Source organism: Cupriavidus sp. UME77 (genome assembly GCF_014170355.1).
Classification (GTDB): domain Bacteria; phylum Pseudomonadota; class Gammaproteobacteria; order Burkholderiales; family Burkholderiaceae; genus Cupriavidus; species Cupriavidus basilensis.
In genome coordinates this window covers 118,785-145,637 of sequence record NZ_LZZU01000090.1, presented here as the reverse complement: position 1 = coordinate 145,637, position 26,853 = coordinate 118,785, and the positions used below count along the sequence as shown (strand labels likewise).

Annotated in this window: 20 protein-coding genes; 14 read left to right on the top strand and 6 right to left on the bottom strand. The window is 66.7% G+C overall.

Annotated elements, in window-relative coordinates; translation table 11 throughout:
- Positions 1-7 precede the first annotated feature (7 nt).
- Positions 8-1,231: a PepSY domain-containing protein gene (locus A9975_RS34375; protein WP_183036628.1), complete on the top strand. Its 1,224-nt coding sequence runs from the start codon at positions 8-10 to the stop codon at positions 1,229-1,231.
- A 227-nt stretch (positions 1,232-1,458) separates the two neighbouring features.
- Here the strand turns inward: A9975_RS34375 and panC are convergent, their stop codons facing one another.
- The 3 genes from panC to A9975_RS34360 form a co-directional block, all read right to left on the bottom strand.
- Positions 1,459-2,307, bottom strand: a complete 849-nt coding sequence (gene panC / locus A9975_RS34370; RefSeq protein ID WP_150984010.1) for a pantoate--beta-alanine ligase — start codon at positions 2,305-2,307, stop codon at positions 1,459-1,461.
- A 138-nt stretch (positions 2,308-2,445) separates the two neighbouring features.
- Positions 2,446-3,327 (bottom strand): ScpA family protein, encoded by an 882-nt coding sequence (locus tag A9975_RS34365; RefSeq protein WP_183036627.1) that lies wholly within the window; start codon positions 3,325-3,327, stop codon positions 2,446-2,448.
- 46 nt (positions 3,328-3,373) lie between these two features.
- Positions 3,374-3,562: a DUF3460 family protein gene (locus A9975_RS34360; protein WP_006160566.1), complete on the bottom strand. Its 189-nt coding sequence runs from the start codon at positions 3,560-3,562 to the stop codon at positions 3,374-3,376.
- Positions 3,563-3,829: 267 nt separating this feature from the next.
- Here A9975_RS34360 and A9975_RS34355 point away from each other — a divergent pair, with 267 nt between their 5' ends.
- The 3 genes from A9975_RS34355 (at position 3,830) to bamE (ending at position 10,527) form a co-directional block, all read left to right on the top strand.
- Positions 3,830-5,686 (top strand): autotransporter assembly complex family protein, encoded by a 1,857-nt coding sequence (locus tag A9975_RS34355; protein ID WP_183036626.1) that lies wholly within the window; start codon positions 3,830-3,832, stop codon positions 5,684-5,686.
- 79 nt (positions 5,687-5,765) lie between these two features.
- Positions 5,766-9,917: a translocation/assembly module TamB domain-containing protein gene (locus tag A9975_RS34350; RefSeq protein ID WP_183036625.1), complete on the top strand. Its 4,152-nt coding sequence runs from the start codon at positions 5,766-5,768 to the stop codon at positions 9,915-9,917.
- Between the two features lie 67 nt (positions 9,918-9,984).
- Positions 9,985-10,527, top strand: coding sequence for an outer membrane protein assembly factor BamE (gene bamE / locus A9975_RS34345; protein ID WP_043352217.1), 543 nt, complete (start codon positions 9,985-9,987; stop codon positions 10,525-10,527).
- Here bamE and A9975_RS34340 read toward each other — a convergent pair.
- The 3 genes from A9975_RS34340 to A9975_RS34330 form a co-directional block, all read right to left on the bottom strand.
- Positions 10,524-12,398: a SulP family inorganic anion transporter gene (locus A9975_RS34340; RefSeq protein ID WP_183036624.1), complete on the bottom strand. Its 1,875-nt coding sequence runs from the start codon at positions 12,396-12,398 to the stop codon at positions 10,524-10,526. The genes bamE and A9975_RS34340 overlap by 4 nt on opposite strands.
- A gap of 131 nt (positions 12,399-12,529) precedes the next feature.
- Entirely contained in the window at positions 12,530-14,599 is a 2,070-nt protein-coding gene (metG, locus tag A9975_RS34335; RefSeq protein ID WP_183036623.1) for a methionine--tRNA ligase, read from the bottom strand.
- A gap of 324 nt (positions 14,600-14,923) precedes the next feature.
- Complete coding sequence (locus A9975_RS34330) at positions 14,924-15,556, bottom strand: OmpA family protein (protein ID WP_150984015.1); 633 nt, start codon at positions 15,554-15,556, stop codon at positions 14,924-14,926.
- Between the two features lie 323 nt (positions 15,557-15,879).
- Between A9975_RS34330 and apbC the strand changes: the two genes are divergently transcribed.
- The 10 genes from apbC to A9975_RS34280 all read left to right on the top strand — a co-directional run bounded on the left by apbC (position 15,880) and on the right by A9975_RS34280 (position 26,837).
- Complete coding sequence (gene apbC, locus A9975_RS34325; RefSeq protein WP_183036622.1) at positions 15,880-16,968, top strand: iron-sulfur cluster carrier protein ApbC; 1,089 nt, start codon at positions 15,880-15,882, stop codon at positions 16,966-16,968.
- 4 nt (positions 16,969-16,972) lie between these two features.
- On the top strand, positions 16,973-17,545 hold the full coding sequence (locus tag A9975_RS34320; protein ID WP_183036621.1) for a DUF3305 domain-containing protein: 573 nt from the start codon (positions 16,973-16,975) through the stop codon (positions 17,543-17,545).
- Between the two features lie 16 nt (positions 17,546-17,561).
- A complete protein-coding gene (locus tag A9975_RS34315) occupies positions 17,562-18,200 on the top strand; it encodes a DUF3306 domain-containing protein (RefSeq protein WP_183036620.1) in 639 nt (212 codons plus the stop codon).
- A 100-nt stretch (positions 18,201-18,300) separates the two neighbouring features.
- Positions 18,301-20,472: a 4Fe-4S binding protein gene (locus A9975_RS34310; protein ID WP_183036619.1), complete on the top strand. Its 2,172-nt coding sequence runs from the start codon at positions 18,301-18,303 to the stop codon at positions 20,470-20,472.
- A gap of 32 nt (positions 20,473-20,504) precedes the next feature.
- Positions 20,505-21,143, top strand: a complete 639-nt coding sequence (locus A9975_RS34305) for a molecular chaperone (RefSeq protein WP_150984020.1) — start codon at positions 20,505-20,507, stop codon at positions 21,141-21,143.
- Positions 21,144-21,279: 136 nt separating this feature from the next.
- A complete protein-coding gene (locus tag A9975_RS34300; protein WP_043348783.1) occupies positions 21,280-21,498 on the top strand; it encodes a formate dehydrogenase in 219 nt (72 codons plus the stop codon).
- Between the two features lie 55 nt (positions 21,499-21,553).
- A complete protein-coding gene (locus A9975_RS34295; protein ID WP_183036618.1) occupies positions 21,554-24,577 on the top strand; it encodes a molybdopterin-dependent oxidoreductase in 3,024 nt (1,007 codons plus the stop codon).
- Between the two features lie 97 nt (positions 24,578-24,674).
- Positions 24,675-25,343, top strand: a complete 669-nt coding sequence (gene fdh3B / locus A9975_RS34290) for a formate dehydrogenase FDH3 subunit beta (RefSeq protein WP_183036617.1) — start codon at positions 24,675-24,677, stop codon at positions 25,341-25,343.
- Positions 25,340-25,573: a hypothetical protein gene (locus A9975_RS34285; protein WP_150984024.1), complete on the top strand. Its 234-nt coding sequence runs from the start codon at positions 25,340-25,342 to the stop codon at positions 25,571-25,573. The genes fdh3B and A9975_RS34285 overlap by 4 nt, the downstream gene beginning before the upstream one ends.
- A gap of 52 nt (positions 25,574-25,625) precedes the next feature.
- Positions 25,626-26,837 (top strand): formate dehydrogenase subunit gamma, encoded by a 1,212-nt coding sequence (locus A9975_RS34280; RefSeq protein ID WP_183036616.1) that lies wholly within the window; start codon positions 25,626-25,628, stop codon positions 26,835-26,837.
- Positions 26,838-26,853 lie beyond the last annotated feature (16 nt).

The following is a 26,853-nucleotide window of genomic DNA, read 5'->3' as shown; positions in this document are numbered from 1 at the left end:
GCCTCCCATGGTCACCGGCCGCCTGCGCGTTGTTTTCGTCAAGATTCACCTGTATCTCGGCTTGTGGCTGGGCCTGCTCTTTGTCATGCTGGGCCTGACCGGCACCGTCATCGCCTGGCGCGATGAGCTGGATGCCCTGCTGAACCCGGCGTTGCTGACGGCATCGGCCGAAGTGCCCATGCCGGTAGCGCCGGCCACGGTGCAAGCGGTCGCCGAGCGGCTGCAGGCCGACCCGCACTATGGCCGCCCCACCTTGCTGATGCTGCCGTCCGCGCCGCATGAGGTGTTTATCGCCTGGTACCCGCTCAAGGGCACGCCCAACGCCGGGCGCTCGCGCCAGGTGATGGTCGATCCCGTCACCTTGGCGGTGAAGGGCGAGCGGGTCTGGGGCGAGCCCGGCCTGTCGCGCCCGTTGCTGCTGCCCACCTTGTTCCAGTTGCACCACTACCTGCTCTCTGGCGAAACGGGCCGGACGATCCTGGGCATCACCGGGATGCTGTTGCTGATTCTGGTGACCGGCGGGGTTGTGCTGTGGTGGCCCAAGCTCAAGCCGCGCGCGGTGCTCAATGCGTTTCGCATCAGCCATGGCGGCTCGTGGTCGCGTTTTAACTACTCGCTGCATCGTACGGCTGGCATTTTTGCGGCGCCGGCGCTGGCGACGATGGCGTTTTCCGGCTGGTACCTGGATTTGCCCAAGTGGGTGACGCCGATCGTGGCTAGCGTGATGACGGTGTCGCCGCCCGGCAAGCCGGCATCGGCAGCAGCGCCCGCGGGCACGCCGCTGCTAGGCGTGGCGCAGGCCGTGAGCACGGCTCAGGCGCTTTATCCCGCGGCGCTGGTGACGCGGGTCAGCTTTCCGCGCAAGGCGGGGGATCCGTTTGAGGTGCGGCTGCGGCAGCCGGGTGAAGTCCGCCAGGGCAGCGGAGCTACGCGGCTCTGGCTGGATGCCCATACAGGCAAGCGGCTCGGGGTTCGCGATCCGATGGAAGCGCCGGCTGGGGATACTTTTCTTAACTGGATGTATCCGCTGCATACCGGGGAGGCATTCGGATTAGTGGGGCGGGCGTTTATTTCGGTGTTCGGGGTGGTGCCGCTGATGTTTGCCGTGACCGGGGTGTTGATCTGGTGGAAGCGTAGGCGGGGGCATCGGCGGCATGTGGTGCGGGCGATGGAGAGGGCTAGCGGTGCTAAGGGCGTTAAGGTGGTGCGGGAGGAGGCGGTGGAAGTGTGATTTGTGGTTGAGTGAAACTGCAACATCAGCTTCAACTGCAGTTTCACCACCCCTGCGGGGCGGCGACCTACTTTCTTGTCTTGCCCAGAAAGTAGGCAAAGAAGGCGCCCCATACGGCCTTGGACCACCTACACGGCTCGCTTCGCATCGCGCTGGGGTGTTCCCCGCCTTGGGGGCGGGTCACATGGCTAAGACGTATGGGGGGGGAGGCGTCATTGCCTGGCTGGTCAGATTTCCAGGTTGTCGATCAACCGGGTCGCGCCTAGCTTGGCTGCGGTCAGGATGACCAGCGGTTCGCCGGCTACATATTCTTCGCGGGTGGGGGCTTGCAGGTCCACGCGCTTGCGGATGGCGACGTAGTCGGGTTGCCAGCCGCGGGCTTGCAGGGCCGCCTTGGCGCTGGCTTCGATGGCGGCGAGGTCCGCGCTGGCGCTGTTGGCGGCCAGGACGGTATCGCGGACTTCGTGCAGTGTCTTGTAGAGCACCGGGGCTTCGGTGCGCTCGTCGGGCGTCAGGTAGCGGTTGCGCGAGGACAGGGCCAGGCCGTCTTCGGCGCGCACGGTTTCGGCGGGGACGATGTCGATCGGCAGCGCGAACTGATGGACCATGCGGCGCACGATCATCAGTTGCTGGTAGTCCTTCTTGCCGAACACGGCGACGCGCGGCTGCGCGCAGGACAGCAGCTTCATCACGACGGTGCACACACCCTTGAAGAAGCCGGGGCGGAACTCGCCCTCCAGAATGTCGCCCAGGTCGTGCGGCGGCTCCACGCGGTATTCCTGCGGCTCCGGGTACATGTCGCGCTCGGTGGGCGCAAACAGCACATAGACGCCTTCCTTTTGCAGCTTCTCGATGTCGTCCTGCAGCGTGCGCGGGTACTTGTCGAAATCCTCATTGGGACCGAACTGCAGCCGGTTGACGAAGATCGACGCGACCACCGGGTCACCATGCTGGCGCGCCAGGCGCATCAGCGACAGGTGGCCTTCGTGCAGGTTGCCCATGGTCGGCACGAACGCCGCCCGGTTCTGCCCGCGCAACTGGTCCCGCAACTCGTGAATGGAGGAGATGACTTTCATGAAGTTGGTGTGCTGGTCGTGGTAGGAATGCCCTGGCGCGGGTGTGCGCCGGGAGGCCGGTCCGGTGCTCTAGGTGGCGCCGATTGTCGGCGGATTGTAGAGCATGTGGCCCGAGGCGGGCGGCGCTATTGGTGCGGCTTAGCTGGGAATGTACGCCAATCGCACATAAATCGGTGCGAAGGGTTCGGCCTGGGTGATCTCGACCAGGGCTTCGCGCGATAGCTCGAGCATGGCGATGAAGTTGACCACCACCACCGGCACGCCCTTGCCGGAACGCACCGCGTCTTCGAAGAGCTCGCTGAACTCCATGAAGCGGGCATGCTGCAGGCGGCGCAGGATGTGGCTCATGTGCTCGCGAACGGACAATTCCTCGCGCGAGATCTTGTGGTGCTGGTTGAGCTTGGCGCGCTTGATCACGTCGGCCCAGGCGGCCTGCAGGTCCACCACTTCCACATCGGGAAAGCGCGGCGCAATGCTCTGCTCGATGTAGACCTGCGAGTGCAGGAAATCGCGCCCGAGCTGCGGCACCTGGTCGATGCGCATGGCCGCCAGCTTCATCTGCTCGTACTCGAGCAGGCGGCGGACCAGTTCGGCGCGCGGATCCTCTTCTTCGTCGTCGCTGTCGGACTTTTTCACCGGCAGCAGCATCCGCGACTTGATCTCGATCAGCATGGCGGCCATCAGCAGGTATTCGGCGGCCAGCTCGAGATTGCTCTTGCGGATCTGCTCGATATACGTGAGGTACTGACGCGTCACTTGCGCCATCGGGATATCGAGGACGTTGAAGTTCTGCTTGCGAATCAGGTAAAGCAACAGATCCAGCGGCCCCTCGAACGCTTCCAGGAAGATTTCCAGCGCATCCGGCGGGATGTACAGGTCCTGCGGCAGCTTGAACAGGGGCTCGCCGTACAGGCGCGCGAACGCCATGCCGTCGACGGCGGCCGGCGTGGAGTCCTGCTCGGGCGTCACGCTCGGCAGCTCGATCGCCGGCTTCAGCTTGTCCTGCTCGCTCTGGTTCATCTAGGGGCGCTCGCTCGGGGGTGGGGCGATGCGGCGGGTAAGGGCTTTAGTCCAGCGAGTAGACGTACGGCTTTTGCGCCACGCGCGAGGCGTCGGCACGGGCACGTTCTTCGAGATTGATCGGGCTCTTGTCCCACAGCAGGGCGCGGCCCTGGCGTTGTTCCGCTTCCAGGGAAGGGCGCTCGTCCTTGAGCGACTTCAGGAACTGGGTGATATCCGATTCGTAGGCAGCCATGGCGGGAAACAGGGTGAAATTAACAAACAGCGGGGATTTTACCGTATCGGCGGGCCTGGCAACGGGATTGCGCGCGAATCTGCTGTTTTCATCCCGTGCCCTCGCTGTCGGCGATGGTTGTGGTGACCGCTGTGGTGACCGCAGTTGTGACAGTGGCGGCGGTCTTTTTGGCGGCCCCGGTCAGGCCGGCCGCGCGGGTGTGGTCAAATATCGACTTTGCGTGACGTGCATCGATCGATGAGGATGGACCCAGGGAACCCGTGCACCATGCCCGCCGGCCTTGCCGCCCATGCCGGCGGACTGCCGGTGGCGCCGGCCGTGCTGCGCCGCCTGATGCCCCCGCTGCTGGCGGCCCTGATGCTAGCCGCGGGGCCCGCCGCTGCCGCCTATCAAGTCGAGGTGGACGCGCCCAAGCCGATCAAGGAAATCCTGCAGGAGCACCTGGACCTGTCGCGCTACCGCACCCGCGACGACATCTCGCCCGACCAGTTCAACTATATGGTCGAGACCGTGGGCGAGCAGGTCCGCCAGTTCACTTCCACCGAAGGCTATTTCGATCCGCAGACCACCACCAAGGTGGACGGCAGCGGCGACGAGCGTACCGTGCACATCACGGTGGAGCTGGGCGCGCGCACGGTGATCCGCGCCGTCGACTTGAGCGTGACCGGCCCGGCCGCCAGCCAGTCGCCGGAGCGGATTGCCGAAATCAGGGCCAAGTGGGGCCTGCCGGCAGCCGCGCCGTTTCGCCAGGCGGACTGGGACAAGGCCAAGGAAGATGCGCTGGTGGCGCTGCAGAGCAACACCTACTATGGCGCCCGCCTGACCGGCTCGCAAGCCCGCATCGAGCCGGATGAGCACGCGGCGGACCTGAGCGCGCGCTTTGCCAGCGGCCCGGCCTACAGCATGGGGCCGCTGAAGATCAGCGGGCTGCGGCGCTATCCCGAGCAGATCATCCGCAACGTCAATCCGCTGTATGAGGGCGAGCCCTACCGCGTGGAGCGCTTGCTGGAATTCCAGCGCGCGCTCCAGAACCAGCCGTATTTCGCCAATGTGCAGATCGACCTTGGCGAGCAGGAGACGACGGAGGACGGCAAGATTGTCGACACCAGTCCGGACCGGGCCGCCGAGCCCAAGGTCGACATGAGTGCCGACAAGGTCACTGTGCCGGTGTATGTCCGGGTGCGGGAGTATCCCGTCAATCGGCTGTCGTCCGGCGTGGGCTACACCACCGATACCGGCGCCCAGGTCGAAGGCCGATATTCTTACTACAACCTGTTCAACCGCGCCTGGGTGTTCGACTCGCAAGCGCGCATCGAGCAAAAGCGCCAGTACGCATTCGGCGAGATCGCGATGCCACCGGACAGCAGGACGTACCGCAACAGTGCCTACGCCAGCTACGAACGCACCATCGACCTCGAAAGCACCGACCTGACCAGCCTGCGCACCGGCCTGAAACGGTCCCGCTCGCGCGAGAAGTACGACACCACCATTTCGCTCGACTACTACTACGACAACCTGCAGCCCTTCGGCGACCCGAACCAGCTCAGCCGGGCGCTGGTGCCTGCCTTTGCCTGGACGCGGCGCGACGTGGACAACCCGGTGTTCCCGCGCCGCGGCAACGTGATCAGCACGCAGGTGGGCGTGGCCGCCAAGCACATGCTGAGCGACGAAACCTTCTTCCGCCTGTACGGGCGTATCCGCCAGTACGTGCCCGTGGGCAAGCGCGACCTGGTGGTGGCCAGGCTGGAGCTTGGCGCGGATATCACCAACGGCGACGTTACCAAGGTCCCCGCCTCGCTGCGTTTTCGGGCGGGCGGCACGGATTCGATCCGGGGCTACAGCTACCAGTCGATCGGCACCCGCAACGGCGCCAGCGTGCTGCCGGCCAAGTACCTCGGCACGGCGAGCCTGGAGTACCAGTACTGGTTCCTGCATGACTGGGGCGCAGCGATCTTCTGGGACGTGGGCACCGCCACGGACAACCTGACGGGTGTCAAGCTTTACAACGGCGTGGGCATCGGCGCGCGCTGGCGCAGCCCGGTGGGGCCGGTGCAGCTCGACGTGGGCTACGGCATCCAGGAAAAGCAGTTCCGCCCGCATATCTCGCTGGGAGTCGCGTTCTGATGATTGATCTGACGATGACGATGTGGCCCGGCCGCCAGCACGGCGTCCTCCATGAACGCAGTTGCAGGGTATTTGCCACATGAGTATTCCCGACATGCCTCCTGTTCCCGCCGCCGGCGATGTTCCGCCCGGGCCGGCGCGGCCGCGGCGCACGCGCCTTGGGCGCTGGCTGGCGTGGTGCGTCGTGGTGCTGCTGTTGCTGGTGCTGGCGGCGGTTGCGGCGGTGGTGCTGGCCTTGCGTACGGAGGCCGGCACGCGCCAGTTGTGGTCGCTCGCCACGCGCCTGTCCTCAGGTGCGTTGTCCGGCAAGCTCGAAGGCGGCACGGTGGCGCATGGCCTGCGGTTGCGCGATGTGGTGTTTGCCAGCGGCGAGACACGGGTGACGGTTGACCGTGTTGACGGCAGTTGGGCGCTTGGCTGGTCGCCGACCCGCTTGCATGTCAGCGCGCTGCGCGTGGGCGCCGTCACGCTGCGCTTGCCGCCGTCCCAGCCTGACAGCGCGCCCGCCTCCTTGCCCAAATCGCTCGACCTGCCGTTGGCCGTGGACGTGGATACGCTCACGCTGGACCGCCTGACCTTGCTGCAAGGGCCGCCGGCCACGCCCAGCGAGATGGTGTTCAGCGACCTGGTGGGCTCGCTGCATTCCGACGGGCAACGCCACCGCATCAGCGTGGAACGGCTGGTCACGCCATACGGCAAGCTGGCCGCCAATGCGCAGATCGCCGGCCAGGCGCCGTTTGCGCTGAACGGCGCCGCGCTGCTGGAGGGCAGCTGGCAGAAGGAATCCTTTAGCATCAGCGCCAATGTGCGTGGCTCGCTTGCCATGCTGCACGCGCAAGCCGAGGCCAGCGGCGATCGCCTGCGCGGCCGTGCCGAGGCGGACCTGACACCGTTTGGCAAGGTGCCGTTCACCCATGTGCTGGTCAATGGCGAGCACATCAATCCGCGCTTGTTCAGCCCGTCGGCGCCGCAGGCCAATCTCTCCGTGCAGGCCGAGTTGCGCCCGGTGGATGGCACGGCCACGACAGCGCCGGCCACAGCGGCCAGCGCCCCGGCGGCACCGTCGGCATCTGCAGTGGCGCCGGCATCGGCAACTGCCGCCCCGGCCTCCGCTCCCGCGGCCAAGCCTGGCAGCGCCCACGACAGTGCGTCCCTGCGCGTGGCGGGCGACGTGCGCATCGTCAACCACGAGGCCGGCAAGCTCGACGCCGAGCGCCTGCCGGTGGAATCGGTACAAGCGCATATCGAGGTCAGCGAGGCAGCGCAGATGGTGCGCGACCTCCACGTGGCGCTGGCCGGCGGCGGCGAGATCCGCGGCAGCGGTGCGCTGCGCGATAGCCGCGGCGGCTTCGACCTCGACGTGCGCAACCTCGACCCGCAGGCCCTCTATGGCAGCCTGAAGCGCATGCGCTTGTCCGGCCCGGTGAGCTTGCGGATGGAACCCGGCCGCCAGAGCCTAGCGCTGGACCTGGCTGGCGGCGAGTACAAGCTCTTTGCCGATGCGCATCTGGATGGCGAGGCGGTGACGCTGACCTCGCTGCGCGCCGGCATCGGCGCGGGCACGCTCAACGCGGATGGCAAGCTGTCGCTGAAGGACGCTCAGCCCTTCAGCTTCAAGGGCAAGCTGATCAATTTCGACCCGGCCCGCGTGGCCGAGGTGGCGCCCGGGCGCATCAATGCGGACTTCACCGCCAGCGGCACGCTGGCGCCGGAGCACCGCGTGGCGCTGGACTTCGCGGTGCGCGACAGCGTCTATGCGGGGCTGCCGATGCGTGGCGAGGGCAAGCTGCGCCTGGCCGGCGAGCGCTTGCTGCCGAGCCAGGCCACGCTGGAGATGGCAGGCAACCAGGCCCAGATCAACGGCAGCTTTGGCGCGCGCGGCGACCGGCTGAAAGTGCATGTGGATGCGCCGCAGCTCGAGCGGCTCAAGTTCGGCGTGGCCGGCGTGCTAAAGCTCGACGCGGACATCACCGGCACGCTGGCACGGCCCGAGATCGTGGCCAGCTATGACGCGCAGTCGCTGGTGGTGGGCCCGCACCACGTGGCCAGCGCCAGCGGCCGCGCCGAGTTGCGCGGGGGGTTGAACGGCACGCTCGCGCTGAAACTGAACGCCCGCGACTATCGCGGCCCGGTCGCCACGCTGAGCACGCTCGATGCCTCGCTCAGCGGCACCCAGGCCAGCCATGCCTTCAACCTGAAGGTGGCCGGCGCGCTGCACGACAAGCCGATGCAACTCACCTTGTCGGGGCAGGGGGCCTGGCAAGGGGCGGCCGGCTGGAAGGGCACCATCGGCACCCTGGAGGAGCGCGGCACCGTCAACGTGCGGCTGATCGCGCCGACGCAGTTGCAGGTGGCGGACCAGCGCGTGCATCTCGGCGCGGCCAGCCTGCAGTTCGAGCGCGCCCGCGTGACTGTGGACAGCTTCGATTTCGACCACGGCCGCATCCGCACCCAGGGCAATCTCGATGGCCTGCAGGTGGCCAACGTGCTGCGCCTGGCCGAGGCCTTGACCGGCGAAGCGCCGCCGGTGCGCTCGGACCTGGTGCTGGACGGCCGCTGGAACATCACGCTGGCGGAGTCTGCCTCCGGCTTTGCCGAGCTGCGCCGGCGCAGCGGCGACGTCTCGGTGAGCGCCGGGCGGGGCTACACTGCGCTGGGCCTGGGCGAAACCGCGCTGCGCGCCGAGTTTGCCGGCAGCCGCGTCAACCTGAGGGGCGGTATCGAGGCCGCACGGGTCGGCAAGGTGGCGGTAGACGCGTCCGCCGGGCTGATCCAGGAGCAAGGCCTGATGACGGTGACGCCGGCTTCCAGGCTGGCGGGCAAGGTCTCGCTGGATGTGCCGAAGATCAAGTCGCTGGAGGCGCTGAGCGGCCCGCAATTCGCGTTCGATGGCAAGCTGGCGGCTGTTCTGCTACTGGCGGGCAGTGTCGGGCAGCCCCTCGTTACCGGCACGATCGACGGCACCGGCGTCGCCATCACGCTCTACGACCTGGGTATCCAGCTGACCGATGGCATCGTGCACGTGGTGCTCGACCAGAACACCATCGAGCTCAAGCAGGTGGAGTTCCGCGGCGGCGACGGCAAGATCGTGGCCACCGGCAAAGTGAAGCTGGGCGACACCGATCCCAACCTGACGGGCAAGATCGTGGCCGACAAGCTCCAGCTCTTTGCCAGCCCCGAGCGCACGCTGATCATTTCCGGCGATGCCAGCATCGCCAACGAGAACCGCCAGATCGTGATCCGCGGCAAGTTCCGCGTGGATCGTGGCTTGTTCGACCTGCCCAAGGCCGGCGCCCCGGAGCTGGGCGACGACGTAGTGGTGGTGCGCCGCCGCGACCAGCGCGAGATCAAGACCGCCGCCACGCCGTTGCCGGAGGCCAAGCCGGCCAGCCGTTTCAGCCCGCTGATCGACCTCACGCTCGACCTCGGCGACAATTTCCGCTTCCGCGGGGCCGGCGCGGACCTGCGCCTGGGCGGCCAGCTTGGCGTGCGCAGCGCCCCGCTGACGCCGCTGCGTGCCACCGGCACCATCCGCGTGACCGACGGCACCTATGAGGCGTTTGGGCGCAAGCTCAACATCGAGCGCGGCATCGTCAATTTCAACGGGCCGGTGGACAATCCCAACCTCAATATCCGCGCCATGCGCCGCAACCAGGAAGTGGAGGCAGGGGTGGAGGTGACCGGCACGGTACGCCTGCCGCGCGTCAAGCTGGTGTCCGAGCCGAATGTGCCTGAGGAGGATAAGCTGTCATGGCTGATGTTCGGCTACGGCGCGGAAAGCGCCGCGGCCGGACAGCAGCAGCAACTCAGTGCGGGGGCCCTGGGTGGTGCCGCGCTGGGCATGCTGGGCGGGCGTGCGGGCAAGGGGATCGTGCAGCATCTGGGCATCGACGAGTTTTCGATCGGGCCCAGCACGGCCGGCCTGAACGACCAGCAGGTGGTCAGCGTGGGCAAGGCCGTGACCGAGCAGATCTCGGTGGGCTATGAGCAGAGCCTGACCAGTGCCAGCAACGTGGTCAAGCTGACCTGGGCATTCTCGCGGCGCTGGTCGCTGATTGCCAAGGGTGGCTCGATCAACGGGCTCTCGGTGCTGTTTAACCGCCGCTTCGACAGTTGGGGCAATTTGTTCACGGGCGCGTCCAGCCGCGCCGGAACCGCGAGGAGCCAGACCGATGCCAGCCAGGATGCCGACAGCAATGCAACGGACGCCACCGCGCCCGCGCAGCCCTGAGACACGCACCATGATCTGCGTGCCGCCCACCTCCGCCACTGCCGCGTCTTACCGACGCCTCGCCGCCATGGGACTGATTTCCTCCGTGCTTGCCCTGTTCGGGTGCGACCAGCAAAAGGTCGACGAAGCGATGAAGAAGGCGGGCGATACCGCTCACGCCACCTGGAACTCGGTCAAGCCGGACAGCCAGTTGTTCAAGGGCATCGTCGTAGGTGAATCCAGCGAGGACGACGTGCGCAAACAGGCCGGGCGCCCGGAGATCACGTGGGAAGAAGAGGACGGCGGCCGCCGGCTGGAATACCCGCGCGGCCCGGAAGGCGCCACCACCTGGATGGTGACGATCGGCGCCGATGGCAAGGTGCGCGCCATCGAGCAGGTGCTGACCGCGGAGAACTTCGCGCGCGTGCGCGCCGGCATGAGCCGCGACGATATCCGCCGCCTGGTCGGCAAGCCTACCAAGGTGGAAGCCTTCGCGCTCAAGAAGGAAGAGGTGTGGGGCTACCGCTGGTGGGAAAGCGCGCAGGAGAAGGCGTTCTTCAACGTGCATTTCAACGCCGATGGCAAGGTGACGCACACCTCGCGCAGCGACGAGCGGCTGCAGGGCGGTTAGCCTGCAGCGGCCCGCTCGGCCCGCTCGGCGAGCAATACGCCGGCCCTGGCACAGGCTGCGGCCAGTGTGTCGCAATAGTTTGCCGTGCCCATCCGTTCCAGGAAGCCCGCGCGCCGCATCAGCGACATCACCTGTGCTGCCGCGGCGCAGATCACCAGCGTGCCGCCACGCCGCGCCAGCGTCTTGCGCAAGGCATCCAGCGTGTCCAGGCCGGTGGTGTCCAGTGCCACCAGCTTGCCCACGTCGAGGATCAGCACCGCCGGTACCGGCTGCGTGCGGTCGCGGGGGTCGATCAGCGCTTCCACCTTGTTGACGGCGCCGAAGAAGAGCGCGCCGGTCATGTGATAGGCCGCCACCTCGCCGGCCGGCAGCGGCCTGCCGTCGGCCGCCGGGGGCAGCGCGGCTGGCGCGATCGGCTCGATCTGCGTGAGCGCGGCCATGCGGTAGATGAAGAACAGGCAGGCGAGCACCAGTCCTACCTGCACCGCCACGGTCAGGTCGAACACCACGGTCAGCACGAAGGTGCCGAGCAGGATGATGCGGTAGTTGTTGCTGTAGCGCTTCAGGTGCGTCAGCCCGAACACATGCCACTCGCCCATGTTCCACGCCACGTAGAGCAGGATGGCGGCCAGCGTGGCGAGCGGGATGGCGCTGGCCAGTGGCGCCGCCACCAGCACGATCAGCAGCAGCGTGGCGGCGTGGATCATGCCAGCCACCGGCGTGCGCCCACCGCTGCGCACGTTGGTGACGGTGCGGGCGATGGTGCCTGTGGCCGGCAGGCCGCCGAAGAACGGCGTGACGATATTGGCGATGCCCTGCGCCATCAGCTCCTGGTTGGGATCGTGGCGGTCGTCGATCAGGCTGTCAGCCACACGCGCGCAGAGCAGCGATTCGATGGCGCCGAGCAGGGCGATGGTCAGGGTGGGCGCCACCAGTTGCTGGACCAATTGCCAGCTCAGTTGCGGCAGCGCAAACGGCGGCAGGCCTTGCGGAATGCCGCCGAAGCGCGTGCCGATTGTCTCCACCGGCAAGTGCAGCAGGCCATTGGCCGCGGTGGCTAGCACCAGCGCTATCACCGTGCCGGGAACCATGGCCAGCGCACGGCCAAGGCGGCCGTGCGCATTGGGCGGGCTCGGCGGGCTTGCCGGGTTTGCAGCAATCGTCGATACGGGGCGCCAGCGCTTGCCTGCCAGCAGGGCCAGGCGCGACCAGCCCGCCACCACCACCAGCGAGCTGACCGCCAGCGCTACCGTGGGCCAGGACACCGTGGGCAGGGCGCGTCCCAGCACACGCATCTGCGAAAGGAAATTGCCGGGCAGCTTGCCGGTTTGCAGGCCAAGGAAATCGGCGATCTGCGAGACCATGATCAGCACCGCGATGCCGTTGGTGAAGCCGATCACGATGGCCACGGGGATAAAGCGGATCAGGGTCCCTAGCCGGAACAGCCCCATGGCGAACAGCAGGCCGCCCGCCAGGATGGTAGCGATCAGCAGGTTGGCCACGCCGTAGCGCGCCACGATGCCGTAGACGATGACGATGAAGGCGCCGGCGGGACCGCCGATCTGCACCGGCGAGCCGCCCAGCGCGGCGATCAGGAAGCCCGCGATGATGGCGGTGAACAGGCCGGCCTGCGGTGGCATCCCGGAGGCGATGGCAAAGGCCATCGCCAGCGGCAGCGCCACCACACCCACGGTGAGGCCGGCGGCGAGGTCCTTGAAGAAGAGGGCGCGGTTGTAGTCGCGCAGGCTGTCGAGCAGGCGCGGGTGGAAGGCGGCTAGGGGGAAGGGCTGGCGCAGGCGTGGCCTGCCGCCAGCGGGCGGCGCTGGCGTGCCGGAAGGAGCGGGGGCGTGGCCGGGAACGCTGTCGGGCATGCCAGGAAATCCCATCAACACCCTGTCGGGCATGGGTGCAGTATGGGCTTGCCGGCGGCGTGGCGTCAATCGGCGCCGGCGCCATGGCGCGTTGGCGGCTCAGCGCTGGCGCGCCTTACCGCCGCCGCGGGTCAGCCGATGCGCATGCCCGGCAGAGCGCCTTCGTGCGGCTCCAGGATCCAGAGGCCCGGCGTGGCCTTCTCATCCGCTGCCGATGCGGCCAGCACCATGCCCTCGGACAGCCCGAACTTCATCTTGCGCGGAGCCAGGTTGGCCACCATCACGGTGAGCTTGCCCACCAGTTGCTCGGGCGTGTAGGCCGACTGGATGCCGGAGAAGACGTTGCGCGTCTTGCCTTCGCCCAGGTCCAGCGTGAGCTGCAGCAGCTTGCTCGATCCTTCCACCTTCTGGCAGTCCACGATCTTGGCCACGCGCAGGTCGATCTTGGCGAAGTCGTCGATCGTGATGGTGTCGGCGATGGGCTCGATCGACGCAGTGGCGGCATCCGCTTCACCGGCGGGCGCGGTGGCCTGCAGCGAGTCGCGGTTGGCGGCCAGCAGTGCATCGACCTGCTTGGCATCCACGCGCGTCATCAGGTGCGAGTACGGCTGCACCGGGCGCGAAGCCGACAGTTGCTTGTCGATGCCGCGCCAGTCCAGCGGCTCGATATTGAGGAAGCGCTCCACGCCCGCGGCCATCTGCGGCACCACCGGCTTGAGATAGACGGTGAGCAGGCGGAAGGCTTCCAGCGAGACCGAGCAGGCAGCGTGCAGCGCCGCGCGCTTGCTTTCGTCGCGTGCCAGCTCCCACGGCTTTTCCGTGTCGACGAAGGCGTTCACCGAATCCGTGAGCTCCATCACCAGGCGCAGCGCCTTGCTGTACTCGCGGGCTTCATAGAACTGTGCCACTTGCGGCGCGGCTTCACGCAATTGCTTGAGCAGCGGGTGGGCCAGCGCGGCCTCGTCCACCACGCCGTCGAAGCGCTTGACCAGGAAGCCGGCGGCGCGGCTGGCAATGTTGACGTACTTGCCGATCAGGTCGCTGTTCACGCGCGCAATGAAGTCATCGAGGTTCAGGTCGAGGTCTTCCATGCTGGCGTTGAGCTTGGCGGCGAAGTAGTAGCGCAGCCATTCCGGGTTCATGCCAGTGTCGATATAGCTCTGCGCGGTGATGAAGGTGCCGCGCGACTTGCTCATCTTGGCGCCGTCCACCGTCAGGAAGCCGTGCGCGAACACGTTGGTGGGCGTGCGGTAGCCCGAGAAGCGCAGCATGGCCGGCCAGAACAGCGTATGGAAATACAGGATGTCCTTGCCGATGAAGTGGTATTGCTCGGCGGTGGAGTGCGGGCCTACCCAGGCGTCGAAATCGATGCCCTTCTTTTCGGCCAGGTTCTTGAAGCTGGCGTAGTAGCCGATCGGCGCATCCAGCCACACGTAGAAATACTTGCCGGGAGCCCCGGGAATCTCGAAGCCGAAGTAGGGCGCATCGCGCGAGATGTCCCAGTCCGACAGCGTGGAAGTCTCGCCTTCGGCGCCAAGCCATTCCTGCATCTTGTTGGCCGCTTCCGGCTGGGCCAGGTCAGCCACCCACTCGCGCAGGAAGGTTTCGCAGCGCGGGTCGGACAGCTTGAAGAAGTAATGCGCGGAGGACTTGCGCACCGGCGTGGCGCCCGACACCACCGAGTACGGGTTCTTCAGGTCGGTGGGCACGTAGGTGGTGCCGCAGACTTCGCATGAGTCGCCGTACTGGTCCTTGGCGCCGCACTTCGGGCACTCGCCCTTGATGAAGCGGTCCGGCAGGAACATGTTCTTGACCGGGTCGTAGAACTGCTCGACCTCGCGCTCGGCGATCAGGTCCTCGGCCTTCAGCGCCAGGTAGATCTTCTCGGAGAGCTGCTTGTTCTCCTCCGAGTCGGTGCTGTAGTAGTTGTCGAACGACACCATGAAGCTGTCGAAGTCGCGCTTGTGCTCGGTCCACACGCGATCGATCAGCTGCTTGGGCGTAATGCCTTCTTTCTCGGCCCGCAGCATCACCGGGGTGCCGTGCGTGTCGTCCGCGCCGACGTAGTAGACCTCGTTCGCCATCATGCGCTGGAAGCGCACCCAGATGTCGGTCTGGATGTATTCCACCAGGTGGCCGATATGGATCTGGCCGTTGGCGTAGGGCAGGGCAGAAGTAACGAGGATGCGACGTGCGGTCATGGAAAAATTGCCGGTCAGGAGGGGGTTGGACGGAAAGGCGGGGGGCGTCGCCACCAAAGTCGGGCGGGCACCGTGAGAGGGCTATTCTAACAAGCGGGGCGGGCAGCGCGTGCACTGCGCAGGGGCGCGGCGGGAAGAGAGTGCTCTGGTCGGTCTTTAGTGATGCAAAAAGCACTCAACAAACTGAGAACAAAAAAAGCGCCGGTCAGAGCCGGCGCAGCTTTCCACAACGGAAAAGGAGGAGAAATCAGGTACCGCCCGGGAGGTCAGCCACCCATCGCGAGCCAGCAACGGTGACAAGCGGTACCTATTTCTATGACCGCATCATCTCTGAATTGGTTTCAAATAAATTTCGACCCGGCGATTTTGTGCGCGTCCGGCCTCGGTGGCGTTGTCCGCGACCGGCTGGGTCTGGCCCCGTCCTTCGGCTGCCAGGCGGGTCCGGGCGACGCCTCGGTCACCCAGGTAGGTCGCGACGCTCTGGGCGCGGCGCTGCGACAGTTGCATGTTGTAGTTCGGGTTGCCGGTGCTGTCGGTATGGCCCACCACGGTGGCGGAGACGTCCTGTTGCTGGGCAAGGGTCTGCGAGACCTGGTCGAGCACCGAGCGGAACGACGGCTTGATGGTGGCGCTGTCCGTATCGAAGGTCACCTGGCTGGGGATGTTCACCTTGAGCGAGCCGTCCGGCTGCTCGGTGATCTGCGTGCCCGTGCCCGCCGTGTCCTTGTTCAGCTTGCCGCGGATTGCGTTCCAGTTGTAACCCGTGGCCCCGCCCAGGGCCCCGCCGACCGCCGCGCCGACGAGCGTGCCGGTGGTATTGCCGCCGATCAGGTTGCCCAGGCCGGCGCCGACCGCAGCGCCCACGCCGGTGCCGACCGCGGTCTGGGTGCCTTGTTCTGTGGCGCAGCCGGCGGCAAGGGTGGCGACAATGGCAAGGCTGACGAGCTTGAGTTTCATGCTTTCTCCTTCAGGACGAAGCTTTTTTGGCTGATTTTGAGGTGGTGCGCGCAACATCGCTAGAAATAACGCGGAAGGCACCTGAATACAAGGGCCCGGACCGTATTCACCGGGCTCGCGTTCCTGGCGCACTACAATAAGGAGATGATGCCGGGTGCACAAGCCTGTGGCTGTGACAGTTGTAAGTGCGTGTAATTCCACGTGCGTAATATGGGCTTGCCGCCCGCGCGTTCCCCTCACGTTACCCTTGCGCCGCACTTCGTTCATACTTTGATAAAGTACGCGCCTTCCCCATATTCCCATATTCAGTAGCGGAGATTGTCTTGAGCCTCACCGTCGACCAGGTTACCGAAGTCCTGCGCACCGTGATCGACCCCAACACGGGCCGGGATCTGGTGTCCACCCGTTCGGCTCGCAATGTGCGGGTCGAAGGCGGCGATGTGTCGCTGGAAGTGGAGCTGGGTTATCCCGGCAAGAGCCAGCTGGAACCGATCCGCAAACAAGTGGTGGATGCGCTGCGCCAATTGCCCGGCGTGGCCAATGCCAACGTGGCCGTCAGCATGAACATCGTGGCCCACGCGGTGCAGCGCGGCGTCAAGCTGCTGCCGGGCGTCAAGAACGTGATCGCCGTGGCGTCGGGCAAGGGCGGCGTGGGCAAGTCCACCACTGCCGTCAACCTGGCGCTGGCGCTGTCCGCCGAGGGTGCCCGCGTGGGCATGCTCGACGCCGACATCTACGGCCCGAGCCTGCCCATGATGCTGGGCATCGATGGCCGCCCGGAGTCGTCCGATGGCCAGACCATGGAGCCGCTCGAAGGCCACGGCCTGCAGGCCAACTCGATCGGCTTCCTGATCGAGCAGGACAACCCGATGGTGTGGCGCGGCCCGATGGTGACCTCGGCGCTGGAGCAGTTGCTGCGCCAGACCAACTGGCACGATCTCGATTACCTGATCGTGGACATGCCGCCGGGCACCGGCGACATCCAGCTGACGCTGTCGCAGAAAGTGCCGGTGACGGGTGCTGTCATCGTCACCACTCCCCAGGATATCGCCCTGCTGGACGCCAAGAAGGGCCTGAAGATGTTCGAGAAGGTGGGCATCCCCATCCTCGGCATCGTCGAGAACATGGCTGTCTACTGCTGCCCGAACTGCGGCCACGTCGAGCATATCTTCGGCGAAGGCGGTGGCGAGAAGATGTGCCAGGACTACGGCGTGGACCTGCTGGGCAGCATGCCGCTTAACCGCTCGATCCGCGAGCAGGCCGATACCGGCCGGCCCACCGTGGTAGCCGATCCTGACAGCCCGATCGCCGAGCTGTACCGCGCCATGGCGCGCAAGGTGGCCGTCAAGGTGGCCGACCGCGCCCGCGACATGACCAGCAAGTTCCCCAGCATCGTGGTGCAGAACACCTGATCCCATGGACACGCCAGCCGACTCTGCTGCAGGCAACCCGGCCCCCGACGCCGTGCCCGCCGGCCGGCCCGGCGTGACCATGGCCGTGGTGATGCGCCGTGTGCCGCTGGCCAGCCGCTGGCAGCCTTGGAAATGGGAACTCGACGCCGTGCTGCCGGATCTTGGCGAGTTCGGCGCCATACCCCACTGCCTGGCGCAGGACGAACACGGCGCGCGCTGGCTGTACCCAGGCTACGCCGTCACGCTGTTCCGTGACGAGGCCGAGGGCTACTACCTCAACCTCACTTCCACCGCGCCCTGCTGGTTCGTGCTGTGGCGAATGGCGGAGGAGGGCGGGCAGGCCGCCATGCCGACGTCGCGCGACGGCGAGCCGCTGCCGGTGCCAATGACGGTGACACTGTCCTACAACGAGGCCGGACGCTGGCTCGACGCCGGCGAAACCGTCGAGAACGTACCGCTGGCCCCTGAGCAGCTGGAGTGGCTGCAAGCCTACGTGGCCCAGTACTACCGGCCCGAGTCCAAGAAACGCCGCCGCCCGGAATCATTCAAGGCGCCGGAGGACCGGGCGCGCTACTGATGCAGGCAAACCGCGCATGAGCGATGCTTCCTTCCTGTCGCGCTGGTCCCGCCGCAAGGCTGCGGCGCGCGACGGCAAGCCGCTTGAGGCTGAGCCCCGCCTTCCGGCGCAGTCGTCCGAGCCTCCCGGCAGGGATGCGCCAGTAGCCCGGGCACTGCCAGACCCCGTCCCACCTACCCCACCCGCTGAACCGCTTCCCACGCTAGCCGATGCCGCCTTGCTGCAGCCGGGCGACAGCATTGCCCGCTTCGTCGCGCGTGGCGTGGACGAAAACGTGAAGCGCGCCGCGCTCAAGACGTTGTTCGCCGATCCGCATTTCAACGTGATGGACGGCCTCGATACCTATATCGACGACTACAGCCAGCCCGATCCGATTCCGCTGGATGTGCTGCGGCGCATGCGCCAGTCCGAGACGCTGGGGCTGTTCGCGCCCACCGACGAGGAACTGGCAGCGGCTCGCGCACAGCAAGAAGGGCCCGATGTGCAAGACGCGGCCCTGGTGCCGCCCGAACCGTCTGCTGCATTGCCACAATCAGCCGGCGAGGCAGCGGAGCCCGGCATTGCCACCGCCACCGCCACCGATGCCGATGCCGATGCCAGCTTGCCTCCTGCCGCATCCCCGGCTGGCCATTCCGCCCCAGGCAAACACGCGTAGTCGCGGCCCGCGGCGCGGCCTACAATAGGCTTCCCCCACATTCCGCCGGCGGCAAGACTCCCAACCAAGGGGGCGGCCAGGCCGGCCAGCCGCACTCTCCATGCCGACGCTGATCTGCAATTGCAACGACACGATGCCGCTTGACGGGGCGGCATTGTCGGGCAGTGTTCCCGCGCCCGCGGGTGGCGCGAAGACGCCGCTCAAGGTCCATCATCTGCTGTGCCGCCGCGAGATTGGAGATTTCACCGCCGCGCTTGCCGGCACCGACGATGTCATCGTGGCTTGCACGCAGGAGCGCGCGCTGTTTACGGAGGTAGCCGCCCGGCGCCAGGCCGAGGGCGCCATGACGGCGCCCGTGCGCTTCGTCAATATCCGCGAGACCGGTGGCTGGTCGCAGGGGGCGCGGCGCGACCCGAAAACCGCCAACGCCAAGATCGCTGCCTTGCTGGCCGCCGCCGCGCTGCCGGACCCGGATCCGGTGCCCGTGGTGGACTACCGCTCCGGCGGCGCCGCGCTGGTGCTAGGCCCCGCCGACCGCGCGATCCCCTGGGCCGGCAAGCTGGCCGAAGCGGGCATGGAAGTTTCGGTCCTGCTCAGCGCCGCCGCCGGGGCCATGGCCCCGGCCGGCCTGCCCGCCTCGCGGGCGTTCCCTGTGCACAGCGGCAAGCTGGTCAAGCTCGGCGGGTGGCTGGGCGCTTTCGAGGCCAGCTGGGAGACCGGCGCGGGGCGCAGCAACCCGATCGACCTGGACCTGTGCACGCGCTGCAATGCCTGCATCGACGCTTGCCCGGAAGACGCCATCGATTTCAGCTACCAGGTGGACCTGGACCGCTGTCGCTCGCACCGCGCTTGCGTGAAGGCCTGTGGAGCTGCCGCCGCGATCGACTTTGACCGCCCGGCCGCCACTGCCACGGAACGCTTCGACCTGGTGTTCGACCTCGCCGACACGCCCGCCTTGCTCATGCACGCGCCGCCGCAGGGCTACCTGTACGCCGGTGCGGATGGGCTGCGCCAGCAGGCACAGGCATTGGCGCTGGTCCAGCTGGTGGGCGAGTTCGAGAAGCCGAAGTTCTTCCAGTACAAGGAGAAACTCTGCGCGCATGGCCGCAACCAGACCACGGGTTGCACGGCCTGTATCGACATCTGCTCCACCGAAGCGATCCGCTCGCAATGGCACGACGGGCGCGGCCGCATTGAGGTCACGCCGAACCTGTGCATGGGCTGCGGCGCCTGCACCACGGTGTGCCCGAGCGGCGCCATCAGCTATGCCTATCCCAAGCCGGATCACCTCGGCGAGCGCTTGCGCACCCTGATCTCGGCCTACCGCGCTGCGGGCGGGCGCGACGCTGTGCTGTTGCTGCATGGCGAGGAGTACGGCAATGCGCCCATCCTGGCGCTGGGCCGCGCCGCGCGTGCCGGACAGGCCCACGGCATGCCGCCCAATGTGATTCCGGTGGGGTTGTTCCACCCGGCCGCGTGCGGGCTTGAGCTGTGGCTGGCGGCCATCTGCTGGGGTGCTGGACGTGTCGCCGTGATGCTCACCGGTGACGAGGCCCCGCAATACCGTACGGCGCTGGCCGGGCAGGTGGCAGTGGGGCAGGCCATTCTGGCGGGCCTCGGCTATGACGGCGAATGCCTGTCGCTGGTGGATGGCCCGGATGCCGCCACGCTGGACGCGCAACTATCGGCCTTGGCTGCGCCGGGGAGCAACCGGCCAGCCGCGCCACCCGCCGTGTTCCACGCTGCGGCCGCCAAGCGCGAGACGCTGGATTTCGCGCTTGATCACCTCGTGCGCAATGCGCCGCGCCCGGCCGCCAGCGTTGCGCTGCCTGCCGGGGCGCCGCTGGGCGCGGTGGCGGTGGACACCGGGCGCTGCACGCTGTGCATGGCCTGCGTGGGCGCCTGCCCTTCGCAAGCGCTGCGCGATAATCCCGAGCGGCCGGTGCTGGGCTTCCTGGAGCGCAACTGCGTGCAGTGCGGCTTGTGCGAGAAGACCTGCCCGGAAGACGCCATCACCCTGGTGCCGCGCTTGCTCACCGGTGAGCAAGCGCGCCGCACCGTGACGTTGGCCGAGACCCAGCCTTTCCATTGCATTCGCTGCGCCAAGCCGTTCGGCACCGCCCAGATGGTGCATGCCATGCTGGCCCGGCTGGCGAGCCACCCGGCGTTTGCCGGCGAGGCCGCCGAGCGCCTGAAGATGTGCGGCGATTGCCGCGTCGTCGACATGATGGAAAAGAACAGCGGCGAGGCCAGCGGCAACGCCTTGCAGTAGCCAAGCAGGCCATCCTTGAGAATCATCACGACATGACAGATTTCCAGCCTATCCAGCTGATCCCTCCGGTCGCCCACGCGGCGCCCAACGCAGAAGACACCGCCCGGGCGGACCTGTACGGCCTGCTGGCCACGCTGCTGTATCGCGCGCCGGATGCCGCGCTGCTGCACCATATCGCCGCCAACCGCGCGCACGGCGAGGACGCCGCCACGCCGCTGGGCGACGCCTGGAACGATTTGTGCGACGCAGCATCGGTCACCACGGCCGAGCAAGCCAGCGACGAATACCAGCAATTGTTCGTCGGCGTGGGCAAGCCGGAAGTCCTGCTGTACGGCTCCTACTACCAGACCGGCTTCCTCAATGAGCGCCCGCTGGTGGCGCTGCGCGACGACCTGGCGCGCTATGGCCTGGTGCGGCAGGACAACGTCAGCGAGACCGAGGATCACATCGCCACATTGTGCGAGGTGATGCGCTTCCTGGTGGCGGGCGAGGATGCCGGCGTGGCAAACCTTGCCGAGCAGCAGCATTTTTTCTCGCGCCATCTGCAGTCATGGGTGGAAACCCTGTGCGACAGCGCGGCGGCGCATCCGCAAGCGCGGCTCTATGCCCGCGTGGCCGCGCTGCTGAAGGCTTTCATGGCGGTCGAGGCGATCGCGCTGGAAATGCATTGATTGCACGCAAGATCTTGATTGCCATCATGGAAATCCCGGGGAGTCATGGTCTTTCGACACATATCATTCTAAAATAGGCAGTAGTGTTCATAACAGGATTGGTAATCGGTCTGGACAGGCCGAGGAGCCCCCCAAAATGAAAGACAAGCAGCCGAAGGCCGCGCGCCGCGCCTTCCTTGCCGGCACCGGGGTCGTTGCCGCGGCCGGCGCCGCCGCCGCGCTGACTTCGCGCGGTCCGGCCATGCCCGCTGTGCCCAGCCTGGCGGCGGCCATTCCCGATGTCACGTCGACCGACGGCGACGGCTACCGGGTCACAGAACATATTCGCAAGTACTACCGGACTACGCTGGTGTGAGTGGCCGCGCCTGGCGCACGCCTCGCTTTACCTCGTTTCCATCCTGGGGTGATACATGATCTTGACCCGCAAACGCGCGGCGCAGGGCAGCGCATCTTCGCAACTGGCTAGCGGCTCGGGCGAGCGCGCTGGCGGCCGGTTATCCGAGCGTCTGGCTGCCGGGCTGGCGGGTGCCATGCCCACCATGGACCGGCGCAGCTTTCTCAAGCGTTCCGGCATCGGGGTGGGCGCGGGGCTGGCGGCTTCGCAGCTGACGTTGTTGCGCCGGGCGGATGCCGCGGATGCATCAGGTGCCGCCGGCACTGGCGAAGGCCAGGGCAATATCGTTGTGCGCCGTACCGTATGCGGTCACTGTTCGGTGGGCTGCGCGGTCGACGCCGTGGTGCAGAACGGCGTGTGGGTGCGCCAGAACCCGGTCTTCGATTCGCCGATCAACATGGGCGCGCACTGCGCCAAGGGCGCCGCGCTGCGCGAGCACGGCCACGGTGAGTACCGGCTGAAGTACCCGATGAAGCTGGTGAACGGCAAATACCAGCGCATCGGCTGGGACCAGGCGCTTGACGAGATCACCGCCAGGATGAAAGAGATCCGCCAGCAGACCGGGCCGGACTCGATGTTCTTCGTCGGTTCTTCCAAGCACAGCAACGAAGGGTCCTACCTGCTGCGCAAGTGGGTGTCGTTCTTCGGCACCAACAACACCGATCACCAGGCACGCATCTGCCACTCCACCACGGTGGCCGGCGTGGCAAATACCTGGGGCTATGGTGCGATGACCAACTCGTACAACGATATGCAGAACGCCCGCGCGGCGCTGTATATCGGCTCCAACGCGGCCGAGGCGCACCCGGTGTCGATGCTGCACCTGCTGCACGCCAAGGAGAACGGCTGCAAGGTGATCGTGGTCGATCCGCGCTACACCCGCACGGCCGCGAAGTCCGACTACTACGTACGGGTCCGCTCGGGCACCGATATCGCGTTCCTGTTTGGCGTGCTGTACCACATCTTCCAGAACGGCTGGGAAGACCAGAAGTACATCAACGATCGCGTCTACGGCATGGACAAGGTAAAGGAGGAAGTCCTTGCCAAGTGGACGCCGGACAAGGTCGAGGAAGTCTGCGGCGTGCCCGAGGCGCAGGTCCACCAGGTTGCCGAGATCATGGCCAAGAACCGGCCCAGCACGCTGGTGTGGTGCATGGGCCAGACCCAGCACACCATCGGCAACGCCATCGTGCGCGCCTCCTGCCTGGTGCAGCTGGCGCTGGGCAATATCGGCGTGTCGGGCGGCGGCGCCAACATCTTCCGCGGCCACGACAATGTGCAGGGCGCGACCGACGTGGGCCCCAACCCGGATTCCCTGCCGGGCTACTACGGCCTGGCCACCGGGGCGTGGAAGCACTTCGCCGCGGTGTGGGGCGTCGACTACGAATGGATAAAGAAGCAGTACGCCTCGCAGGCGATGATGGAGAAGTCCGGCACCACGGTGTCGCGCTGGATCGATATCGTTACCGAGAAGCCCGAGCTGATCGACCAGGACAACAACGTCCGCGGGGTGTTTTTCTGGGGCCATGCGCCCAACTCGCAGACGCGCGGGCTGGAGATGAAGAAGGCGCTCGACAAGCTCGACCTGCTGGTGGTGATCGACCCGTATCCGTCAGCCACCGCCGCGATGGCCAACATGCCGCCGGCGCAAGGCGACAAGGTCAACCCGAACCGCGCGGTCTACCTGCTGCCGGCCTGCACGCAGTTCGAGACCACCGGGTCCTGCACGGCCTCCAACCGCTCGCTGCAGTGGCGCGAGAAGGTGATCGAGCCGCTGTTCGAGTCGATGCCGGACCACACCATCATGCAGGCCTTCGCCGAGCGGCTCGGCTTTGGCAAGGAGCTGTCGAAGAACTTCAAGCTCAACGAGGTCAAGCGCGCGGGCCGGACCTGGATGGAGCCCGAAGTCGAATCCATCCTGCGCGAGATCAACGCCAGCAACTGGACCATCGGCTACACCGGGCAATCTCCCGAGCGGCTCAAGTCTCATATGCGCAATATGGAGAAGTTCGACGTGCGCACGCTGCGTTGCCTGGGCGGCAAGGATCCGCTGACCGGCTACGACCTGACCGGAGACTACTTCGGCCTGCCGTGGCCGTGCTATGGCACGCCGGAGCTCAAGCACCCCGGCTCGCCTAACCTGTATGACACCAGCCGCAACGTCATGGACGGCGGGGGCAACTTCCGCGCCAACTTCGGCGTGGAGCGCGACGGCGTCAGCCTGCTGGCCGAGGACGGTTCGTACTCAAAAGGCGCGGACATTACCACCGGCTATCCGGAGTTCGACCACGTGCTGCTGAAGAAGCTGGGATGGTGGGACGAGCTGACGGACGCCGAGAAGCAGAAGGCCGAAGGCAAGAACTGGAAGACGGATCTGTCCGGTGGCATCCAGCGCGTGGTGTTGAAGAACCATGGCTGCCACCCCTTTGGCAACGCCAAGGCGCGGGCCATTGTGTGGAACTTCCCCGACCCGATCCCGCAGCATCGCGAGCCGTTGTATTCCACCCGGCCCGACATGGTCGCCAAGTACCCCACGCACGACGACAAGATGGCGTTCTGGCGGCTGCCCACGCTGTACAAGTCGCTGCAGCAGCGCAACGTCGAGAACAAGCTCTACGAGAAGTTCCCGATCATCCTTACCTCCGGCCGCCTGGTCGAATACGAGGGCGGGGGTGAGGAAACCCGGTCCAACCCGTGGCTGGCTGAGTTGCAGCAGGAGAACTTCGTCGAGATCAACCCGCGCGCGGCGTCCGATCGCGGCATCCGCAACGGCGATTTCTGCTGGGTCAGCACGCCCACCGGCGCGCACATCAAGGTGCGCGCGCTGGTGACCGAGCGCGTCGGCGTGGATACCGCCTTCATCCCGTTCCACTTCTCTGGCTGGTGGCAGGGCAAGGACCTGAAGGACTACTACCCGGAGGGCGCGATGCCGATCGTGCGCGGCGAGGCCGTCAACACGGCCACCACCTACGGCTATGACTCGGTGACGATGATGCAGGAAACCAAGACCACGATCTGCCAGATCGCACGGTTCACCTGAATGCGGTTGTGATCGACATCGAAATAGCGGCAGGGATAGTGGCAGGGATAGCGATAGAGACAGCGATAGGGACAGAGACCAAGGGCAAGGAACGACCATGGCACGCATGAAATTCATCTGTGACGCCGAGCGTTGCATCGAGTGCAACAGCTGCGTCACCGCCTGCAAGAACGAGCACGAGGTGCCGTGGGGTGTCAACCGGCGCCGCGTGGTGACCATCAACGACGGCATCGTCGGCGCGGAGAAATCGATCTCGGTCGCGTGCATGCACTGCTCGGACGCGCCTTGCATGGCGGTGTGCCCGGTCGACTGCTTCTACCGTACCGACGACGGCGTGGTACTGCACGACAAGGACGTCTGCATCGGCTGCGGCTACTGCTCGTACGCCTGCCCGTTCGGCGCCCCCCAGTTCCCCAGCGCCGGGACTTTCGGCGTGCGCGGCAAGATGGACAAGTGCACGTTCTGTGCCGGCGGGCCGGAGAAGAACGGCAGCGACGAAGAATTCGAGAAGTACGGACGCAACCGGCTGGCCGAAGGCAAGCTGCCGCTGTGCGCGGAAATGTGCTCGACCAAGGCGCTGCTGGGCGGCGACGGCGACGTGATTGCCGACATACTGCGCAACCGCGTGATCAAGCGCGGCAAAGGCGGCGATGTGTTCGGCTGGGGCACGGCCTACGGCAACAAGGGCGCCGCGCAGGGTGCCGCGGGCGCGGCGCCGCCCGCCGCGCCACCCGCTTCAGGCGCCTCGGGAGCACAGCCATCATGACCCGCCTGTTGCTGATCCTGCTGGCCGCCGGCTGCACCGCGCTGGCCGCCTGCGGCGAGCGCGCGCAGACCGCCACGGCGGCGCACAAGAAATCCGACGCGCCGGCGTACGAGGGCGCGCCGGGCGATCCCTTCGTGGCCAAGGGCTGGACGCCGGGCGACAAGACCAGCTGGCAGAACCAGATCCGCGAGCGCAACCAGTACCAGAACGAATACAACCGCACGCCATGACAGCGGCGATGCGAAGCCCGGGGCGCACCCTGGCCGACCCGATGGAGGGCATATGAAGCCAACGCTCAATCCTGGCTGGTTCCGCTACCTGGCGGGGGTGGCTTGCGCGCTGGCCTTGCTGGCGCCGCCCGGGGCCGCGCGGGCGCAAGCCCATGCTCCGGCCCAGGGCGCTTCCGCGCCGCAGGCGGCCGGCGCGCCCGCCGATGCCAACAACCCCGCCACGCATCCGGCCCAGCCCTTCGCGGGCATTGCTTCCGAGAACATCTTCAACGTGCCCCGCCGCGATCTCGCAGCCGAGGCGCAGGCCCAGCAGGCGCGTAGCAAGGAGCAACCGGGCAACAACGCGCCGGTCTGGCGGGAGGCGAATTCCGACCAGGCGCACTACAGCAGCCTGCCCGCCAAGGAAGCCGGGGTGCTGATCCAGCGCACCGGGCAGAAATGGCGCCTGTTCCGCAACGGGGTGATCACCGTCTGGGGCGGCTGGCTGATCGTGCTGGTGCCCGCCGCGATCCTGGCCTTCTTCTTCTGGCGCGGCACCATCCCGCTCAAGACGCCGCGTACCGGGCGCATGATCCAGCGCTTTACGCCGCTGGAGCGCATGGTGCACTGGACCATGGCGATTTCATTCGTCACGCTGGCGGTCTCGGGCATCGTGATGCTGTTCGGCAAGCATTTCCTGCTGCCGCTGATGGGCCACACCTTGTTCGGCTGGCTCACCTACCTGCTGAAGAACGTCCATAACATCGTCGGCCCGGTCTTTACCTTGTCGGTGATCGTCGGCTTCGTGATCTTCGTGCGCGACAACTTCCCCGCCCGGGAGGACTGGCAGTGGCTCATCAAGCTTGGCGGGCTCGTGTCCGGCAAGCATGTGCCAAGCGGGCGCTTCAACGCTGGCGAGAAGGCCTGGTTCTGGGGCGGGCTGGTGGTCTTCGGCCTGATCCTGTCGGCCTCCGGCTGGGTGCTCGACATGATCGTGCCCGGCATGGATTTCTACCGCGCCACCATGCAGATCGCCAACGTCATCCATGGCATCGCGGCGGTGCTGATGATCGCCATGGCCTGCGGCCATATCTACATGGGTACCATCGGCATGGAAGGGGCCTACCGCGCCATGCGTGACGGCTGGGTCGATGAGGCCTGGGCCAAGGAGCACCACGAGCTCTGGTACGACGATATCAAGGCAGGCAAGATCCCCGCGCAGCGCGCGGCCGAGCCGGAGCCGGGCGAGCGCGCCGGTGGCCGGGCCAGCCCGGGCGAAGTCTGAGCGCGCCGCCGATCCC

Excerpts from the sequence above, each read along its gene's own strand:
- A9975_RS34375 (WP_183036628.1), top strand. The coding sequence starts at position 8 with ATGGTCACCGGCCGCCTGCGCGTTGTTTTCGTCAAGATTCACCTGTAT.
- panC (WP_150984010.1), bottom strand. The coding sequence starts at position 2,307 with ATGAAAGTCATCTCCTCCATTCACGAGTTGCGGGACCAGTTGCGCGGG.
- A9975_RS34365 (WP_183036627.1), bottom strand. The coding sequence starts at position 3,327 with ATGAACCAGAGCGAGCAGGACAAGCTGAAGCCGGCGATCGAGCTGCCG.
- A9975_RS34360 (WP_006160566.1), bottom strand. The coding sequence starts at position 3,562 with ATGGCTGCCTACGAATCGGATATCACCCAGTTCCTGAAGTCGCTCAAG.
- A9975_RS34355 (WP_183036626.1), top strand. The coding sequence starts at position 3,830 with ATGCCCGCCGGCCTTGCCGCCCATGCCGGCGGACTGCCGGTGGCGCCG.
- A9975_RS34350 (WP_183036625.1), top strand. The coding sequence starts at position 5,766 with ATGAGTATTCCCGACATGCCTCCTGTTCCCGCCGCCGGCGATGTTCCG.
- bamE (WP_043352217.1), top strand. The coding sequence starts at position 9,985 with ATGGGACTGATTTCCTCCGTGCTTGCCCTGTTCGGGTGCGACCAGCAA.
- A9975_RS34340 (WP_183036624.1), bottom strand. The coding sequence starts at position 12,398 with ATGCCCGACAGCGTTCCCGGCCACGCCCCCGCTCCTTCCGGCACGCCA.
- metG (WP_183036623.1), bottom strand. The coding sequence starts at position 14,599 with ATGACCGCACGTCGCATCCTCGTTACTTCTGCCCTGCCCTACGCCAAC.
- A9975_RS34330 (WP_150984015.1), bottom strand. The coding sequence starts at position 15,556 with ATGAAACTCAAGCTCGTCAGCCTTGCCATTGTCGCCACCCTTGCCGCC.
- A9975_RS34320 (WP_183036621.1), top strand. The coding sequence starts at position 16,973 with ATGGACACGCCAGCCGACTCTGCTGCAGGCAACCCGGCCCCCGACGCC.
- A9975_RS34315 (WP_183036620.1), top strand. The coding sequence starts at position 17,562 with ATGAGCGATGCTTCCTTCCTGTCGCGCTGGTCCCGCCGCAAGGCTGCG.
- A9975_RS34310 (WP_183036619.1), top strand. The coding sequence starts at position 18,301 with ATGCCGACGCTGATCTGCAATTGCAACGACACGATGCCGCTTGACGGG.
- A9975_RS34305 (WP_150984020.1), top strand. The coding sequence starts at position 20,505 with ATGACAGATTTCCAGCCTATCCAGCTGATCCCTCCGGTCGCCCACGCG.
- A9975_RS34300 (WP_043348783.1), top strand. The coding sequence starts at position 21,280 with ATGAAAGACAAGCAGCCGAAGGCCGCGCGCCGCGCCTTCCTTGCCGGC.
- A9975_RS34295 (WP_183036618.1), top strand. The coding sequence starts at position 21,554 with ATGATCTTGACCCGCAAACGCGCGGCGCAGGGCAGCGCATCTTCGCAA.
- fdh3B (WP_183036617.1), top strand. The coding sequence starts at position 24,675 with ATGGCACGCATGAAATTCATCTGTGACGCCGAGCGTTGCATCGAGTGC.
- A9975_RS34285 (WP_150984024.1), top strand. The coding sequence starts at position 25,340 with ATGACCCGCCTGTTGCTGATCCTGCTGGCCGCCGGCTGCACCGCGCTG.
- A9975_RS34280 (WP_183036616.1), top strand. The coding sequence starts at position 25,626 with ATGAAGCCAACGCTCAATCCTGGCTGGTTCCGCTACCTGGCGGGGGTG.